11 protein-coding genes are annotated in these 15,258 nt (G+C 56.8%); 9 read left to right on the top strand and 2 right to left on the bottom strand.

Annotated features, from left to right (window positions below):
• The first annotated feature begins 62 nt into the window (after positions 1-62).
• Genes M2305_RS04615 through M2305_RS04600 form a run of 4 tightly spaced genes read left to right on the top strand, consistent with a single transcriptional unit; the run spans position 63 to position 3,716 of the window.
• The gene (locus M2305_RS04615; protein ID WP_264648700.1) at positions 63-2,006 is read left to right on the top strand and encodes a DNA polymerase III subunit gamma/tau; all 1,944 of its coding nucleotides are present in this window, start codon (positions 63-65) and stop codon (positions 2,004-2,006) included.
• Positions 2,007-2,022: 16 nt separating this feature from the next.
• A complete protein-coding gene (locus tag M2305_RS04610) occupies positions 2,023-2,346 on the top strand; it encodes a YbaB/EbfC family nucleoid-associated protein (RefSeq protein WP_264648699.1) in 324 nt (107 codons plus the stop codon).
• A 33-nt stretch (positions 2,347-2,379) separates the two neighbouring features.
• Positions 2,380-2,973: a recombination mediator RecR gene (gene recR / locus M2305_RS04605; RefSeq protein WP_264649931.1), complete on the top strand. Its 594-nt coding sequence runs from the start codon at positions 2,380-2,382 to the stop codon at positions 2,971-2,973.
• A complete protein-coding gene (locus tag M2305_RS04600) occupies positions 2,970-3,716 on the top strand; it encodes an SDR family oxidoreductase (RefSeq protein ID WP_264648698.1) in 747 nt (248 codons plus the stop codon). The genes recR and M2305_RS04600 overlap by 4 nt, the downstream gene beginning before the upstream one ends.
• A 1-nt stretch (position 3,717) precedes the next feature.
• On the opposite strand, the gene M2305_RS04595 is transcribed toward M2305_RS04600, so the two are convergent.
• Both M2305_RS04595 and M2305_RS04590 read right to left on the bottom strand, forming a co-directional pair.
• On the bottom strand, positions 3,718-4,317 hold the full coding sequence (locus tag M2305_RS04595) for a chorismate--pyruvate lyase family protein (RefSeq protein WP_244974508.1): 600 nt from the start codon (positions 4,315-4,317) through the stop codon (positions 3,718-3,720).
• The gene (locus tag M2305_RS04590) at positions 4,259-4,591 is read right to left on the bottom strand and encodes a TIGR02300 family protein (RefSeq protein WP_046900134.1); all 333 of its coding nucleotides are present in this window, start codon (positions 4,589-4,591) and stop codon (positions 4,259-4,261) included. Before M2305_RS04590 ends, M2305_RS04595 begins: the two co-directional genes overlap by 59 nt.
• Before the next feature lie 150 nt (positions 4,592-4,741).
• Between M2305_RS04590 and aroA the strand changes: the two genes are divergently transcribed.
• From aroA to M2305_RS04565, 5 genes are all read left to right on the top strand, one after another.
• A complete protein-coding gene (gene aroA, locus M2305_RS04585) occupies positions 4,742-6,067 on the top strand; it encodes a 3-phosphoshikimate 1-carboxyvinyltransferase (RefSeq protein ID WP_408871490.1) in 1,326 nt (441 codons plus the stop codon).
• Positions 6,064-6,702, top strand: a complete 639-nt coding sequence (cmk, locus tag M2305_RS04580; protein WP_264648696.1) for a (d)CMP kinase — start codon at positions 6,064-6,066, stop codon at positions 6,700-6,702. The genes aroA and cmk overlap by 4 nt, the downstream gene beginning before the upstream one ends.
• 251 nt (positions 6,703-6,953) lie before the next feature.
• A complete protein-coding gene (rpsA, locus tag M2305_RS04575) occupies positions 6,954-8,663 on the top strand; it encodes a 30S ribosomal protein S1 (RefSeq protein ID WP_086633806.1) in 1,710 nt (569 codons plus the stop codon).
• A 234-nt stretch (positions 8,664-8,897) separates the two neighbouring features.
• Positions 8,898-12,248, top strand: a complete 3,351-nt coding sequence (locus M2305_RS04570; RefSeq protein ID WP_264648695.1) for a glycosyltransferase family protein — start codon at positions 8,898-8,900, stop codon at positions 12,246-12,248.
• A gap of 19 nt (positions 12,249-12,267) precedes the next feature.
• Complete coding sequence (locus M2305_RS04565; protein WP_264648694.1) at positions 12,268-15,249, top strand: glycosyltransferase; 2,982 nt, start codon at positions 12,268-12,270, stop codon at positions 15,247-15,249.
• The last annotated feature ends 9 nt before the right edge of the window (positions 15,250-15,258 follow it).

Below are 15,258 nucleotides of genomic sequence, written 5' to 3'. Positions count from 1 at the left end.
CGCCCCGGTGCAAGACCGACAGAGTGCGGTCTCATTCCCCGCTCTGACGGCTTTCCAGTTTCATGACTGACGATATCGACGATCTTCCCCTGCCGCCCGAGAGCGGTGGTGGCTTCTTTGGTGAAGCCCCGGCCGAGCAGGTTCCAGTTCCTGTTCAGGCAGAAAAAAGCACGCCTTATCGTGTCCTTGCCCGAAAATATCGCCCCCAGACACTCGATGACCTGATTGGTCAGGACTCGCTGGTACGAATCCTGCGTCGGGCGTTTGAGCTGAAGCGTGTGGCGCATGCCTTCATGCTGACGGGTGTGCGCGGTGTGGGGAAAACCACGACCGCCCGGATTATCGCACGCGCCTTGAACTGCATTGGGCCAGACGGGAAGGGTGGACCGACCGCGGAGCCGTGTGGCGTCTGTGCAAACTGCACCGCCATCCTCGCGGACCGGCATCCGGACGTTCTGGAAATGGATGCAGCGTCTCGCACGGGCGTTGATGATGTGCGTGAAATCATTGAGGCGACCCGTTTCCGCCCGATGCAGGCGCGCATGAAAGTCTTCATCATCGATGAAGTGCACATGCTGTCTCGCAATGCGTTCAATGCCCTGTTGAAAACGCTGGAAGAACCTCCGTCACAGGTTACGTTCATTTTTGCCACGACGGAGTTGCGGAAAGTACCGGTGACGGTGCTGTCCCGCTGTCAGCGGTTTGACCTCCGGCGCGTGCCTCAGGCGCTGCTGACCGAACATTTTGGGCGTATTGCCGAAAAGGAAGGAGCCACTCTTTCCGAAGACGCTTTGGCGCTCATTGCCCGTGCAGCTGATGGCTCGGTCCGTGACGGACTATCTCTGCTGGATCAGGCGATTGCACAGGGTGCGAGCGACGCCGATGCCGTGTCAGACATGCTGGGTCTGGCAGATCGTGGACTGGTCTTTGATTTGCTTGATGCCCTTATGGCTGGCAAGGCAGCAGAGGCCTTGGACCTTACCGATCAGGCCTATGCGCGAGGTGCTGATCTCGGCGTTCTCCTGACGGATCTTCTGGATCTTCTGCATCTTGTTTCCCGTCTCAAGGCGATGCCAGGTCTTCGTGAAAGCCGGGACCTTCCAGAAGCCGAAAGACTGCGTGGTGGCGTGCTGGCAGACAGGCTCTCAACCAGCAGTTTGGGACGCGCCTGGCAGATTCTTCTGAAGGGTGTGAACGAAGTCGAATCCGCGCCGGATCGTCGTCAGGCGGCTGAAATGGTCCTGATTCGACTGTGCCACGCCAGCCTTCTACCGACGCCTGACCGTCTGATCCGTCAGTTGACTGAAGGCGGGGTCGATCTCTCCTTGCCATCAGGCCCTTCGGGTGGAGCAGCTCCGTCCGGAGAGATGTCGTCTGGATCGCAGACTGCGCCTGTGCTGTCGACGTCCGTATCGTCCACTGACACGGGTGGCCCTCGTGCGCATGTTCGTCTGGTGGCCAATGGCGGCGAAATTATTGAGCCGGGTTATGCGGAGGCTGCCCCTGAGCTGGCGCCGGAACCCGAACTTCCTCCGCCCCCGCCGCGAACATGGCGCGAGATGGTCGCTCTGGTGTGGGACAAGCAGCCGCAGTTGCATGGGGTTCTGCGCTCGTCGGTGCATCTGGTACGTTTTTCACCCCCCGATGTGCAGGTTCGCCTGGAAGACCCGCACACCAAGGCGGACCGTCTCCTTCAGAATTTTCTTGAAGAGATGTTTCCCGGCCAGTGGCGCATCAGTCTTTCCACAGCCGAAGGTGAGCCAACCCTGGACGAACAGGGTGCGGAGGTAGTGGCCATCAACCGTGCAATGGTTGAGGCGCACCCGTTGGTCCAAGCCATTCTTGATGCTTTCCCCGGTGCGAAAATCGGCGATGTGCAAGACCACTCTCTTGATGAATACGGTCTTCCACCCGAAATAACCGCACCATTGACGGAGGACTCTCCTCCGGATCTGGAATTCGCGCCTCTGGACGCTGATTTCCTTGATGAAGATGATCTGAACTGAAAGACTAGGAGACGTTATGAAGAACCTTGCAGGACTGATGAAGCAGGCCAGCCAGATGCAGTCCAAAATGGAAGAGGCCCAGAAAAATCTGGCAAATCTGACGGTAGATGGTTCGGCTGGCGCTGGTCTCGTGACGCTTCATCTTACGGGTAAAGGCGAAATGCGGGGTCTGAAAATTGATCCGAAGCTGGCCGATCCGAATGAAATGGAAATGCTGCAGGACCTGATCGTGGCAGCCTATACGGATGCCAAGAACAAGGCTGAAGCGGCCAGCTCTGAAGCCATGCGCGACGTTACGGGCGGTCTGGATCTGCCGCCGGGTCTGAAGCTTCCGTTCTGATCTGAACAGTCTTTCTGCGGGCGTCACATCATGATGATCAGCAATGACATCGAGCAGCTGATTTCCATGCTGTCTCGCCTGCCAGGGCTTGGCCCTAGGTCAGCCCGTCGCGCTGCGCTCAGTTTGCTGCGGCAGCCAGAGGCGCGGATGTTGCCTTTGGCGCATCTCATGGAACGGGCTGCCACAAGTGTCCGCACATGTTCCCTTTGTGGCAATCTCGACACCATTGATCCCTGCCACATCTGTACGGATGCAACCCGTGACGGCGGCCTGGTGTGTGTGGTCGAAACTGTGGGCGATCTGTGGGCACTGGAACGTGCTGGCGTACATCGCGGGGTCTATCAGGTTCTGGGCGGGACGTTATCGGCGCTTGCCGGTCTCGGGCCCGAAGATCTGAATGTCTCTTCTCTGCTGGACCGTATTGCCGAAGGTGGCGTGAGAGAGGTCATCCTCGCTCTTGGCGCGACAGTTGAGGGGGCCACCACAGCGCACTGGCTTCAGGAAAAACTGGCATCAACGGGCGTGGTCGTCAGCCGTGTCGGACATGGTGTTCCTATGGGGGGCGCTCTGGATGTGCTCGATGATGGCACGTTGGCTGCCGCCCTGATTGCACGACGCGCATTATGATTTCCGCTCTGGTCCCCCGTACGGCGATTGTGACCGGTGGCGCGCGTCGGATTGGTCGGGCGCTGGTTGAAATGCTGACCGGGCAGGGTTTTTCTGTCGCCATTCATTATCGCGACAGCAAAACAGAAGCGCTGGATCTGCTCGATCACATTGGCGGCCGCGGATGTGTAATTGGCGCAGATCTGTCGTGTGAAGCGGATGTGAACAGGCTGGCTGCTGAAGCAGTTCAGCAGCTTGGTCCGATCGGTGTGCTCATCAACAACGCTTCAGCGTTCATTCGTGATGAAGTCGAGACTGTAACTCGCGAAAGCTGGGACCAGCATCTTGAGCCGAATCTGAGGGCCCCGTTCGTCCTGTCTCAGGCGATGGCAGCAGCCCTGCCGGCAGAGGCTGAAGGGCTGATTTTGAATATGCTGGATCAGCGCGTGTGGAATCTGACGCCACATTTTATCAGCTATACCGTGTCCCGAGCAGGCTTGTGGACGCTAACTCAAACGCTTGCGCTGGCACTGGCGCCGCGTATTCGCGTTAATGCCATTGGCCCAGGGCCTGTTCTGCCAACAGTAGGCCGACAGTCTCAGGAGCATTTTGACAAGATGTGCGCGCAAACGCCTCTGAAGCGTGGGTCGTCTCCCGAAGAAATCGCTGAAGCCGCGCTCGCGCTATTTTCTCTCCCGTCCGTCACGGGGCAGATGCTGGCCATGGATGGCGGGCAACACCTGAATTGGTCGCCTGCGCGATAAATCAGGGCTGAGGTTTCAGCGCACCAGGTAGATAATCTTCCACAACCAGAGAAATTGGTGCGTTGTCTGAAGCACGTCTGAGTACTGCACGGTTTTCGAGCACGATTCCTGTGGCGTTATTTGGAAAACGTGTTTCGAGTCGCTGGCGATGAAAATTCGTCTTCGAGACAGCTTTGCCGAAAGGCGTATCTGTCGTTTCCAGCAGATGGTTCATGTCATCTGTCAGGCGTTCCGGCACATACCAGTTCCAGGCATCAGAGAGCGGAACATCCCCACACAGCAGCTGAACGTGACGTGTGCGAACCTGCCGAGGGTCTGAGACCTCCAGAAGACGCAGGGTTTCCTGTGAAGGCTGTTCTCCAACGGAGAGGCGCACGACGCGAATGGGAACGGAGCAATGCTCCTGAAGAACTGCTGTTGCGCTGGGATGACGCTCCAGACGGTCCTTTAATGCACGAACGGCTGCGCCATCCGGGGACAAGGCGTCTCCCGGACCGGCACAGCCGCTCAATACTGCTGCAAAGGAAAGAGCACGGACGACCTTAGTGGTCGTCGCGGTCGTCCTTGTCAGTCGAAACTTCGATGTCGTTCGAGAGATCATCGTCATCATCCAGATCGTCGTCTGCTGCGATGACATCGTCATCTGCATCATCGTCCGTGTCCAGATCGACGTCTACATCATCCTCGTTCTCGTCCTTCGGAGCGTTCGGATCTTTCTCCTCAGGCAGCGGTCCTTCGCTACGCTTGAGACGGCCGATATCGTTCGGCTGGGTGGTGCCACATTTCGGGCACACCGTAGGGACGCGGTTCAGGTCATAGAAGCGGGCGCCGCACTCAACGCACGTCCGTTTTAGACCGAGTTCGGGTTTTGCCATGTTGCGCAAGCCTGCCAATGCCTCGGATAAGGAACGCGGCCATGCCAGCTTGTTTCCGCCATGTCAAACTCCAAGTGTCCCGAAATCTGCATGAGGGGACGTATTTCAGGGTGATTGACACACAGGAATGACCCTCGCATGAAAGTGCACATGCAAGCGCGACCTCTGACAGTTTCCGCGTCCCCGAAGGGACTTTCCGGCCGTACCCTCGTACCGGGTGACAAATCCATCAGCCATCGTTCGCTGATGCTGGCCTCCCTCGCACATGGCCGTACGAAGGTTTACGGCCTTCTGGAGGGTGAAGACGTTCTGCGCACTGCAGACGCCATGCGCGCGCTGGGTGCGACGATCACGCGTGACGGCGCCGTCTGGACCATCGACGGCCGTGGCGTCGGTGAGCTGACGGAGCCGGCAGATGTGCTGGATATGGGGAATTCCGGGACAGCAGCACGGCTCCTGTCCGGTATTCTTTCTTCCCACCAGATGAACAGCGTCATGACCGGGGATGCTTCCCTGCGCTCCCGTCCAATGCGTCGTGTGATGGACCCGCTTTCGAAGAACGGTTCCGAGTTTTTGTCCCGTGAGGGCGGCCGTTTGCCGATGGCCGTGCGTGGCAATGGTCAGGCGACACCGCTTGAATATCGTCTGCCGGTTGCTTCTGCGCAGGTGAAGTCAGCAGTTCTTCTGGCCGGGCTGAATGCTGTTGGCCGGACGGTTGTGGAAGAGCCTGTCGCCACCCGCGATCATACGGAAAATATGCTCCGTCATTTTGGCGTGGATGTTGATGTTTCCGTTCTGGATGCTGGTGGACGCCGAATCGAGCTGACCGGACCGGTGAAGCTCACCGCACGGGACGTGACAGTTCCGGGTGATCCGTCGTCTTCTGCATTCCCGCTTGTGGCTGCGCTGCTGGTTCCTGGTTCCGATCTGCTGATTGAGAATGTTGGTTTGAACCCGCTTCGGACGGGTCTGTTCACTACCCTGCTCGAAATGGGTGCTGATCTGACCATTGAAAACGAGCGCATTGAGGGCGGGGAGCCTGTGGGTGACCTTCGCGCACGATACAGCAAGCTGAAAGGTGTGGATGTTCCGCCAGAGCGCGCACCGTCCATGATTGACGAATACCCCGTTCTGGCCGTTGCCTGCGCTTTTGCGGAAGGTTCCTCCCGCCTGCGTGGTCTGGAAGAACTTCGGGTGAAGGAAAGTGACCGTCTGGCTGCTACGGTTTCCCTGCTCAATGTGAATGGTGCCGACACCGAAGTGGTTGGCGATGACCTGATTGTCCGTGGTTTTCAGGGCCCACTGGGTGGCGGAAGCGTGACAACACACATGGATCATCGCTTGGCCATGAGTGGGATCGTGTTTGGTTTGGCGGCGCAAAAGCCAGTTCATATTGATGATACGGCCTTCATTGAAACCAGCTTTCCCGGTTTCGTTGACCTCATGAATGGTCTGGGTGCGGATATCCGGGCATGAGCCGTCCGCTCGTCATTGCCGTTGATGGGCCAGCAGCTGCCGGAAAGGGGACGCTGGCCAAGGCGCTCGCCTCCCGGCTGTCCTTGCCCTATCTGGATACGGGTCTCCTGTATCGTGCGGTTGCAAGGCGCATGATTGATGCCGGTTTTGACCCCGCGGGAGATGCTTCTGCACAGGCGGGAGCGCTTGAGCAGGAGGATCTGCGGAGAAGCGATCTGCGCGTTCCGGAAATCGACCGCGGCGCCTCACTCGTAGCTAGCCAGCCTGCTGTGCGTGAAGCTCTTCTGGAGCGTCAACGTGTGTTCGCCGCCCAGACAGGGGCCGTTGTTGACGGGCGGGATATCGGCACAGTTGTTTTCCCGGATGCGGACGTAAAGTTTTTCATCACGGCCTCCCCAAGGGCGCGGGCCCTTCGCCGCCATCGCCAAGTGCATGGGGACGCAGCAATCACAGAGGCGGAACTGGACGCTGCAGTCGCTGAGATCATTGCGCGTGACTCGCGGGATTCTTCTCGGGATACTGCCCCTCTGGTGCAGGCCGCAGATGCGCTTCTGATTGAGACAGATGAACTTTCTGCAGAACAAGTGCTTGAAAAGGCGCATGAAGAAATCAGGCGGCGCATAACTCGGATCTGAGTTGCGGTATCTGCCCGTCTGACACCTGTTTTTTTATTGACAGAGCGCCTGTGGAAGGTGTTGTTGCGGGTTAGCACCTTGCCCGAAGGGGGGAAGTGTCGTCCGTCATGCGTTTTGCGTGCGGGCCATAATTTAACGGACCCGGTCTGACCTTTTGAGGCAGCGGGGAGTCGTCATGCCAGATTTCGATCCGCGTGGCGCAGACGTGGATGATCGGTTTCAGGCCGAAAATCCGGGAATATTGTATTTACATGGCTTCAGCCACACAGGCCCCTGCCGCTCACGGCATGGAAGATTTTGCAGCCCTCCTCGAAGAGACCCTGGGCCGCGACACCGGTTTTGACGGCTCCGTCGTCACTGGCCGCGTGATCCGTCTGACCGACGAATTCGCTATCGTTGATGTTGGTCTCAAGAGCGAAGGTCGCGTTTCCCTTAAGGAATTCGGCCCGCCAGGCGCTGCTCCGGACGTAAAGCCGGGCGACGTTGTCGAGCTGTATGTCGAGCGTTACGAAGACCGTGACGGTTCCATCGTTCTTTCCCGCGAGAAGGCTCGTCGTGAAGAAGCATGGACCGCTCTGGAGCGTGCATTCGGCAACAACCAGCGCGTCAACGGCACGATCTATGGTCGCGTCAAGGGTGGCTTCACGGTTGATCTGGGCGGCGCAATGGCGTTCCTTCCGGGCAGCCAGGTTGATATCCGTCCGGTTCGTGACGTCGGCCCGCTGATGGGTCAGCCGCAGCCGTTCCAGATCCTGAAGATGGATCGCGCACGTGGCAACATCGTTGTGTCCCGTCGTGCCGTTCTTGAAGAGACCCGTGCAGAGCAGCGCTCCGAGCTGATCCAGGGCCTGAAGGAAGGCATGATCCTTGACGGCGTCGTCAAGAACATCACCGACTACGGTGCGTTCGTTGACCTCGGCGGCGTTGACGGCCTCCTGCATGTCACCGACATCGCATGGAAGCGCATCAACCACCCGTCCGAAGCTCTGCAGATCGGTCAGCCGGTTCGCGTGCAGGTCATCCGCTTCAACCCGGACACGCAGCGTATCTCCCTCGGCATGAAGCAGCTTGAAGCTGATCCGTGGGAAAACGTCGCCATCAAGTACCCAGCTGGCGCCCGTTTCACGGGTCGCGTCACGAACATCACCGACTACGGTGCATTCGTCGAGCTGGAGCCGGGCGTCGAAGGTCTGGTGCACGTTTCCGAAATGTCCTGGACGAAGAAGAACGTCCATCCAGGCAAGATCGTCGCTACTTCCCAGGAAGTCGACGTCATGGTTCTGGACGTGGACAGCTCCAAGCGTCGTATTTCGCTTGGTCTCAAGCAGGTTCAGCGCAACCCTTGGGAGCAGTTCGAAGAAGAGCACAAGGTTGGCTCTGTCATCGAAGGCGAAATCCGCAACATCACCGAGTTCGGTCTGTTCATTGGCCTCTCCGCAGACATCGACGGCATGGTTCACATGTCCGACCTGTCCTGGGACGAAGCTGGCGAAGCAGCTATGGCGAACTACGAGAAGGGTCAGGTCGTTAAGGCCAAGGTCCTCGACGTGGATCCTGAGAAGGAGCGTATCTCCCTGGGCATCAAGCAGCTTCAGGAAGATCCGGCAGCCGACACCCTGTCCCGCATCCAGAAGGGTGCTGTTGTGACCTGCGTCGTGACGGCAGTTCAGGCAAACGGTATCGAAGTGAAGGTCGACGATCTGCTGACCGGCTTCATCCGTCGTGCAGAGCTGGCTCGTGACAAGGCTGAGCAGCGTCCGGAGCGTTTCGCAGTTGGCGAAAAGGTCGATGCGAAGATTGTTTCCGTTGACCGTGCTTCCCGCAAGCTCGCGCTGACGATCCGCGGCCGTGAGGTCGAGGAAGACAAGGCTGCGATCAGCGAATACGGTTCTTCTGACTCGGGCGCTTCCCTGGGTGACATTCTGGGTGCGGCAATCCGTCGTCGTACTACAGACGTCTGAAGAGACTGAAAATCAGATAACTCTATGTTGTCATGATTTTAGAAAAGGGCCGCGCAAGCGGCCCTTTTTTGTATTTGAGATGTAATGATCTTCTTTCTTGTCAGGGGCTTTTGTTGCTGTAAACCTTCAGGTAAGAATTGAGTATCGTGATGGCAGCGGTCTTGTGGTCTCTTGCCCGGAAGACTGATTGCGTCGGTTTGAGATGGGAGTGGGCGCTTTGCGCTCAGGAGATTGATGGCGGTTATTTACAACACAAATTATACCCACAATCCCAATTCCTACCTTACGCTGGCGGTTGAACGGGCGGCGCGATCTCTATTTGGTAATGACCAGGTTGTTGTCGCTGACAATATGTCCCTGGGCAGTATTGCTGCTTCTGGTGAACATGATGTTCTGATCTGCCTGGACGCGCAGCGGATTAATCTTCCACTGATCCGTCGCGTTCGACCTGCATTCAAGACCTTGATTCTCTGGACGTTTGAAGACCCGTTCATGCGGGACTTCAATGTTGAAAATGCCGGTCTTTTTGATTTCGTCTTTACGAACGATCCGTCCTGCGCCGAATACTACCACGGCAAGGGGCACTACCTGCCTCTGGCAGCGAGCCGCTCCATTCATGAGCGTAAGGTTCTTCCGGCTGCTGAGCTGGAATATGATATCTTTTTTGCTGGCACGATGTGGCCGAACCGCGTCCAAACCCTGCGACGCGTGATTGCTGCCTTCCCGGATGCCAAGCTGAAGCTTGTTTGTCCTGGTAACGAATATCTGCCGCCGCTCCCCGCAGATCTTGCAGCTCTTGCGATCCAGCGCCCGATCAGCCACGAAGCGTTTATTGACTTCGCGAATGTCAGCGCTGTCACTTTGACGATGTTCCGTGATTACGCCAGTCATGGCGACGTCAGCCAGGCCACAGCTCCGGGGCCACGCTTTTTCGAACTTGCTCTGGGCGGTACGGCACAGGTTGTCGAAGCGCCGGAAAGCATGGGCAGCGAGCATTTCGATACGGTCGAAGGAATCAGCCTTGCGCGTGATCCTGATGGCGTCGTGGATGCCGTTGCCCGTATCCTGAACAACAAGAACACACGCCGTAAAGCGGCGCAGGCGTCCCAGAAGTCAGTACTGGCGCATCATCTGTACGAGCATCGTCTCGAGAAAATGCGTGATATTACGGGGGCTGATTTTGGCCGCCGCAAAGCCGCCGACATCGTGCCGGTCGAGCGTCGCCGTCGTCTGCGGGTGCTGATGTGCACGCATTCCACAATTCATGAGCAGGCGTGGGGCGGTGTTGAAGTTTACCAGCAGGCACTTTGTTCCCTGCTTGGACGCGACGTTGAGTTTTTCTACTGGTTGCGTCGTGGCACGTTCTGCCGTCTGACGACTGCGAGTGGGCAGGAACTCGAACGCTTTGACGTGCCGGAAGTGGGCTGGCAGGACGCGATGTGCGATGCGCCTGAAGAAATGGCGTTTTCGAGCGTAATCAGTCAGTACAACATGGACATCGTCCATTTTCAGCATCTTGGACATCACGCACTTTCATTGCCCATCATCGCCAAAGCCAATGGTGTGGGCGTGGTTTTCTCCGCGCATGACTTCTGGCTGGTCTCGGCTCGTTACAACCTGCTGAACCACGAACTGCGTTATGTGGAAGATGAGGTTCGGTCAGTCCTGTCGGCAGATATCACGCTGAAGGCTTCTGAGAATGTTGATCATGGTGGTGAACAGACGCGTCGGGCCTTTGTCGCCAAGATGCTTCACTCTGTTGATGCCATCATGTTTGGGACACAGCACTCTCGTGATCTGACGCATGAGATCTATCCGATCCTCAACGAGAAAATCAGTCTGATCACGGGCATCCCGAGCCCTGAGAACACTGTGCCCGTCAAGCCGAAGAGCTATGCTCCGTTGGGTGACGCGCCGTTGAACGTTGCGATTGTCGGTAACTTCCTGAGAACCAAGGGTGCAGATACGATCCTGAGCCTGATCGAGATCGCTCATCCGGATCATTTTGTCTTCCACATCTTCGGTTATGTGCACCCCGAGTATGAAGCTGTTCTGAACGCAAGCAGCCGCTCGAATGTGAAGCTCTATGGCCGTTATGACATGGGTGACATCGAGGCTCTGAAAAAGGCTGATGTCGCGCTCAACCTGTCGATCTGGCCGGAGACTTACTGCATTTCCTTGTCTGAGGCCTGGCAGAACGGTCTGATCCCCATTGTGACCGATGTGGGCGCTCTGGGGGATCGTGTTGAAGACGGCGTCAACGGTTTCAAGGTCCCCATCAATCGCCCAAGCATGGTTCTGGAACGTCTCGAACTTCTGCGTTCTTCCGAGCCTGTCCGTAAAAAGATTATGGCAAACATTGGCCCGCATCTTTGGACGCATGCCCGTGACTATGCGGACGGCTTGCTGAAACTTTATCAGGATGTCGTGCCACGTCGTCCGATGGGTGTTGCAGATCTTCGCCTGGATGCAGGGCAGGTGCATCTTCTGCCGCACGCATCATGGCGTCATCAGGCTCCGCCACGTCATATTTTTGACCCGCCGACCACGCGCGATCTCTCTGTCGAGCTCCCCATTCCCGTATCGGACTGGTTCTCCATCCAGGGCGCTGAATGCTACATTGACGACGTTTGTCATCATGTCTTTGCCACGAACGAAGACGAAGATTTCAAGGGCGCCAATGAGTTCCATATCCGTGGCTGGTTCCTGCTTCCAGGTGTCAGCACAGCAGGGCGTATGCTGACTGTGCTGATTGAAGAAGGCGCAGACAGTCCGTTGATTTTCCTTGAATGCGAACGTGAAATTCGTGGTGACATTGTTGAAATGTTCAACGGATCTCCGCGTCGTTCAGGGTTCTCTGGTAAGACAGCCCTGCGTGGAAAATGGTGTGAAGGTCGTTTCCGTGTTGGTCTGATCAATGTCATCAACGGTCAGGCAGCTTTCCAACTGACGTCTATTCAGATCGAAGTTGAGGGCGGCAAGATTGACGCGATTCATCGCTCAGCTCCCTCGAACGACGTGATCCTTTCTGACTTCAATCGTGTTTCCCATAGCGATGGACTGCTTCGCGGTATCAAGCTGTCTGGTTTCCAGAAGAATGAACTGCATCCGTATGGCAGTGGCATGCTGGAAAACTTTATTGACGAATTCACGGGCGTCATTGGAGAGCCGGTTCAAGAGATTGAGCCTTTTGGAAGCATCTATGTTCGCGGCTGGGCTTTCCTGAAGAGTCTGTCTCGCGCAGGGCAAATTTATGTTGGCCTGATTCAGACGGAGCGTGACGAAGTGACGTTGTTCGCGACAGACCGTATTGCGCGTCAGGACGTGGCAGGCGTGCATCGTGATGCTCCGCTCTGCGCAGGTTTTTCGGGTACACTAAGCCCGACGCAGGGTTATGCTCGCCCGATGGATGGCGTCTATCGGGTCGCGCTGATCAATGTGACCGGGGACGTTTTCGGAACGCATATTACGGATCTGGTCGCGACGTTTGATGGTGGACGGATTGTATCGACAGGCCGTGAAGGTCTGACACCGGAACAGGCTGAGCGTTCGGAGCGGCTTCTGAATGAGAAAGCCATAGCCTGAACCTGGGGGTCAGTTTTTCATGTCCGATCCGGTTCCTGAGTCTTCTCCCGCTGCGCGCGAGCCTCGCTGGCGCCAGTTTGATGCGCAGTGGTATCTGCTGCGCTATCCGGAGGTTGGGGACTGGATGCGCGATGAAGGCCATCAGGATCTTCATGCGTTTTATCTTGAGACGGGCCAGCGCTACGGCCATTCTCCTAACCGGTATTTCGACGAGATCTGGTATCGGGAAACCTATGCGGATGTCCGCCGGGACCTGATCCAGGAAAAATACCGGTCAGGGTTTGAGCACTATTGTGCCGAGGGCTATCATGGTCATTCGGCACACTGGCTGTTTGACGAAGTCGATTATCTTCGCCGTTATCCGGAACTGACCCGACGCTCCTTGCAGGAGCAGGGGTTCTCCAACGGCTATGATCATTATCTTGAAGTTGGCGAAGCGCGCTATTACAGCGGGCATCGTTTTTTTGACGATGAACTCTGTCGCCGGCTTGCTTTACGTTATCCTGATTATTTTGACAGCCGGATTGGCCTGTTTGCATCGTGGCTCAGCCTCCCGTCTGATATCGCGGATGCGGGGCGTGTCTCCTGGTATTTTGATCCGGTCTGGTATCTGGAGCGCTATCCGGACGTTCGGCGCGATATTGCTGAAGGGCGCTATAGCAGCGCGCTTCATCATTATCTCACCAACGAAACGCCGCGGCTCTTTGATCCGCAGGAAATGTTCTCCGAGCGCTTCTATGCAGACACTCATCCAGATGTGGTCGCCTGTCTGGACATGGGCTCTTTCCGCAATGGCTATGAGCATTTTTTGCTGTTCGGGGCACATGAGGGGCGTGCGCCTGAAGCCGATGTAGATCTCGCCGCTCATCTGAGCCGTCCGCAGGTCCGTAACGATGTGCGGAACCATCTTTATGACAGCCCTTTTGCTCATCTGGTTGCGGCCAGAATGGGTGAGGGGCAGCGTGCTTCGCTGGTCGAAACCCCTGAGATTGAAGAAAGCCAGTCAAGGCAGGTGTTCGAGCGCGAAGCAGAAGCGCTTCTGCCGGCATTGGCTCGCCATCCGCTGGATTTCACCGTCGTGGGCGTTCCGGAACTCAGTGTCATTGTCGTGGTCTATGACCGGATTGCGCTGACAATGCAGGCTCTGGCGTCATTGCGCGCAAATTACTCCGGGGCCATCCAGCTTATTGTCGTGGACTCTGGTTCACACGATCAGACACGTCGTCTCGACGAAATGGTTCATGGCGCTAAAATCCTGCGCTTCAGATATAACATTGGATATCTGGAAGGCTGCAATATTGGTCTTGCAGAAGTCGATGCGCCGTTTGTTCTTTATCTGAACAACGATCTACGGCTCTATCCAAACAGTGTTGCACACGCTTTGCAGCGTCTGCGTTCAAGTGATGACATTGGTGCGGTTGGTGCCAAGCTCATTCGTTCGAATATGCGCTTGCAGGAAGCAGGCTCCATCATCTGGCGTGATGGCGCAACTTATGGATATCGCCGGGAAGACAGTCCGAACCTTCCTGAAGCAAACTTTGTCCGGGACGTAGATTACTGTTCGGCAGCATTTCTGATGGTGCGGTCGTCCATTCTGATTCAATTGGGTGGCTACGACCTGCGGTACCGTCCTGCTTATTTTGAAGATACGGATCTGTGTGTCCGCATTCTCAAAATGGGCGCGCGGATTGTTTATGATCCTAATGTCGTGGTGGAGCACCTTGAGTACGGCAGTTCCGGCTCTGTAGGATCTCAGACGCTGATCCACGCCAATCTGCGCATTTTTTCGCGTGCACATCAGGATTTTCTACGGCATCAGCAGCCGGCTCATATTCGAAATGCTGTGCAGGCGCGGGAGCGTCGTTCAGATCGCAAGCATATCCTGTTCATTGAAGATCGCCTTCCTCTTAGGCGTCTGGGTTCAGGGTACGTCCGTTCCAATGACGTGGTGCGGGCTATGGCGGGGCTGGGATATCAGGTCACCGTGTTTCCCCTCCTTCCAAGGGACCAGAGTGAACTGGACCTGTTTGGAGATTTCCCGGAGACGGTAGAGCTGATCGCGGATCAGCATCTTTCTACCTTCCCGGATTTTATTCAGGCGCGTGCCGGATATTACGATCTGGTATGGGTTGGCCGCACGCACAACATGGCGCGCCTCCTGCCTATCATGAACGAGGCCAGCCGCTATCTGCCGACAGCGGGTGCGGTGCTGGATACGGAAGTGATTTCTACGCCACGCACGCTGGAGCGCATCAAGGTGCTCAATCTGCCGAAGCCGGCATTGAGCTTTGATGAGATGCTACGTCGGGAACTGGAATGCGCTCATTACTGCCAGCAGATCGTTGCGGTCACTGAGCAGGATGCAGATCTGGTGCGTCGCGCCGGGTACGAAAATGTCTCCGTTCTGGGACATGAAATGCGGACCCGTCCGACGAAGGCCACATTCGACGCCCGGCGAGATATTCTTTTCCTCGGTGCGTTGCATGATGAAGGTGCGCCGAATCATGACAGTCTGGAGTGGTTTGTAGGGGAGGTTCTCCCTGCACTGGATGATCTTGTGCCGTCAGACGTTCGATTCACGATTGCGGGCTTCATTCATCCCTCGGTGGATGTGAGTGCGTTTGCGCGGCACCCTCGTGTGGATATTGTTGGTCCGGTGCATGATCTTGCACCGCTGTTCAACAGGCACCGCGTCTTCGTTGCGCCTACGCGGTTTGCCGGTGGCTTACCGTTTAAAGTGCAGGAAGCTGCCGCATTTGGCGTGCCGATGGTTGTAACGACTTTGCTGGCGGGGCAGGTGGGTTGGACAGACGATGTTGAATTGCTGTCTGCGCCTGCGGATGATGCCAAAGAATTTGCGTCTGATGTCGCCCGTCTTTATCAGGACAGCACACTCTGGGCCCGACTGAGAAGTGAAGCGCTGAAGGCGGTGGAGCGGGATTGCGCACCAGCGCGGTTCCGACAGGATCTGTCCAAGATCCTTGAGGCGTGTATAGCTTGAAGACGCCAC

Source organism: Gluconobacter cerinus, from assembly GCF_025961355.1.
Lineage (GTDB): Bacteria > Pseudomonadota > Alphaproteobacteria > Acetobacterales > Acetobacteraceae > Gluconobacter > Gluconobacter cerinus.
Note: the sequence above shows the minus strand (reverse complement) of the source record. Positions and strands in the feature narration are given on the sequence as shown.

Excerpts from the sequence above, each read along its gene's own strand:
- cmk (WP_264648696.1), top strand. The coding sequence starts at position 6,064 with ATGAGCCGTCCGCTCGTCATTGCCGTTGATGGGCCAGCAGCTGCCGGA.
- rpsA (WP_086633806.1), top strand. The coding sequence starts at position 6,954 with ATGGCTTCAGCCACACAGGCCCCTGCCGCTCACGGCATGGAAGATTTT.
- M2305_RS04615 (WP_264648700.1), top strand. The coding sequence starts at position 63 with ATGACTGACGATATCGACGATCTTCCCCTGCCGCCCGAGAGCGGTGGT.
- M2305_RS04565 (WP_264648694.1), top strand. The coding sequence starts at position 12,268 with ATGTCCGATCCGGTTCCTGAGTCTTCTCCCGCTGCGCGCGAGCCTCGC.
- M2305_RS04610 (WP_264648699.1), top strand. The coding sequence starts at position 2,023 with ATGAAGAACCTTGCAGGACTGATGAAGCAGGCCAGCCAGATGCAGTCC.
- M2305_RS04590 (WP_046900134.1), bottom strand. The coding sequence starts at position 4,591 with ATGGCAAAACCCGAACTCGGTCTAAAACGGACGTGCGTTGAGTGCGGC.
- aroA (WP_408871490.1), top strand. The coding sequence starts at position 4,742 with ATGCAAGCGCGACCTCTGACAGTTTCCGCGTCCCCGAAGGGACTTTCC.
- M2305_RS04595 (WP_244974508.1), bottom strand. The coding sequence starts at position 4,317 with ATGATCTCTCGAACGACATCGAAGTTTCGACTGACAAGGACGACCGCG.
- M2305_RS04570 (WP_264648695.1), top strand. The coding sequence starts at position 8,898 with ATGGCGGTTATTTACAACACAAATTATACCCACAATCCCAATTCCTAC.
- M2305_RS04600 (WP_264648698.1), top strand. The coding sequence starts at position 2,970 with ATGATTTCCGCTCTGGTCCCCCGTACGGCGATTGTGACCGGTGGCGCG.
- recR (WP_264649931.1), top strand. The coding sequence starts at position 2,380 with ATGATCAGCAATGACATCGAGCAGCTGATTTCCATGCTGTCTCGCCTG.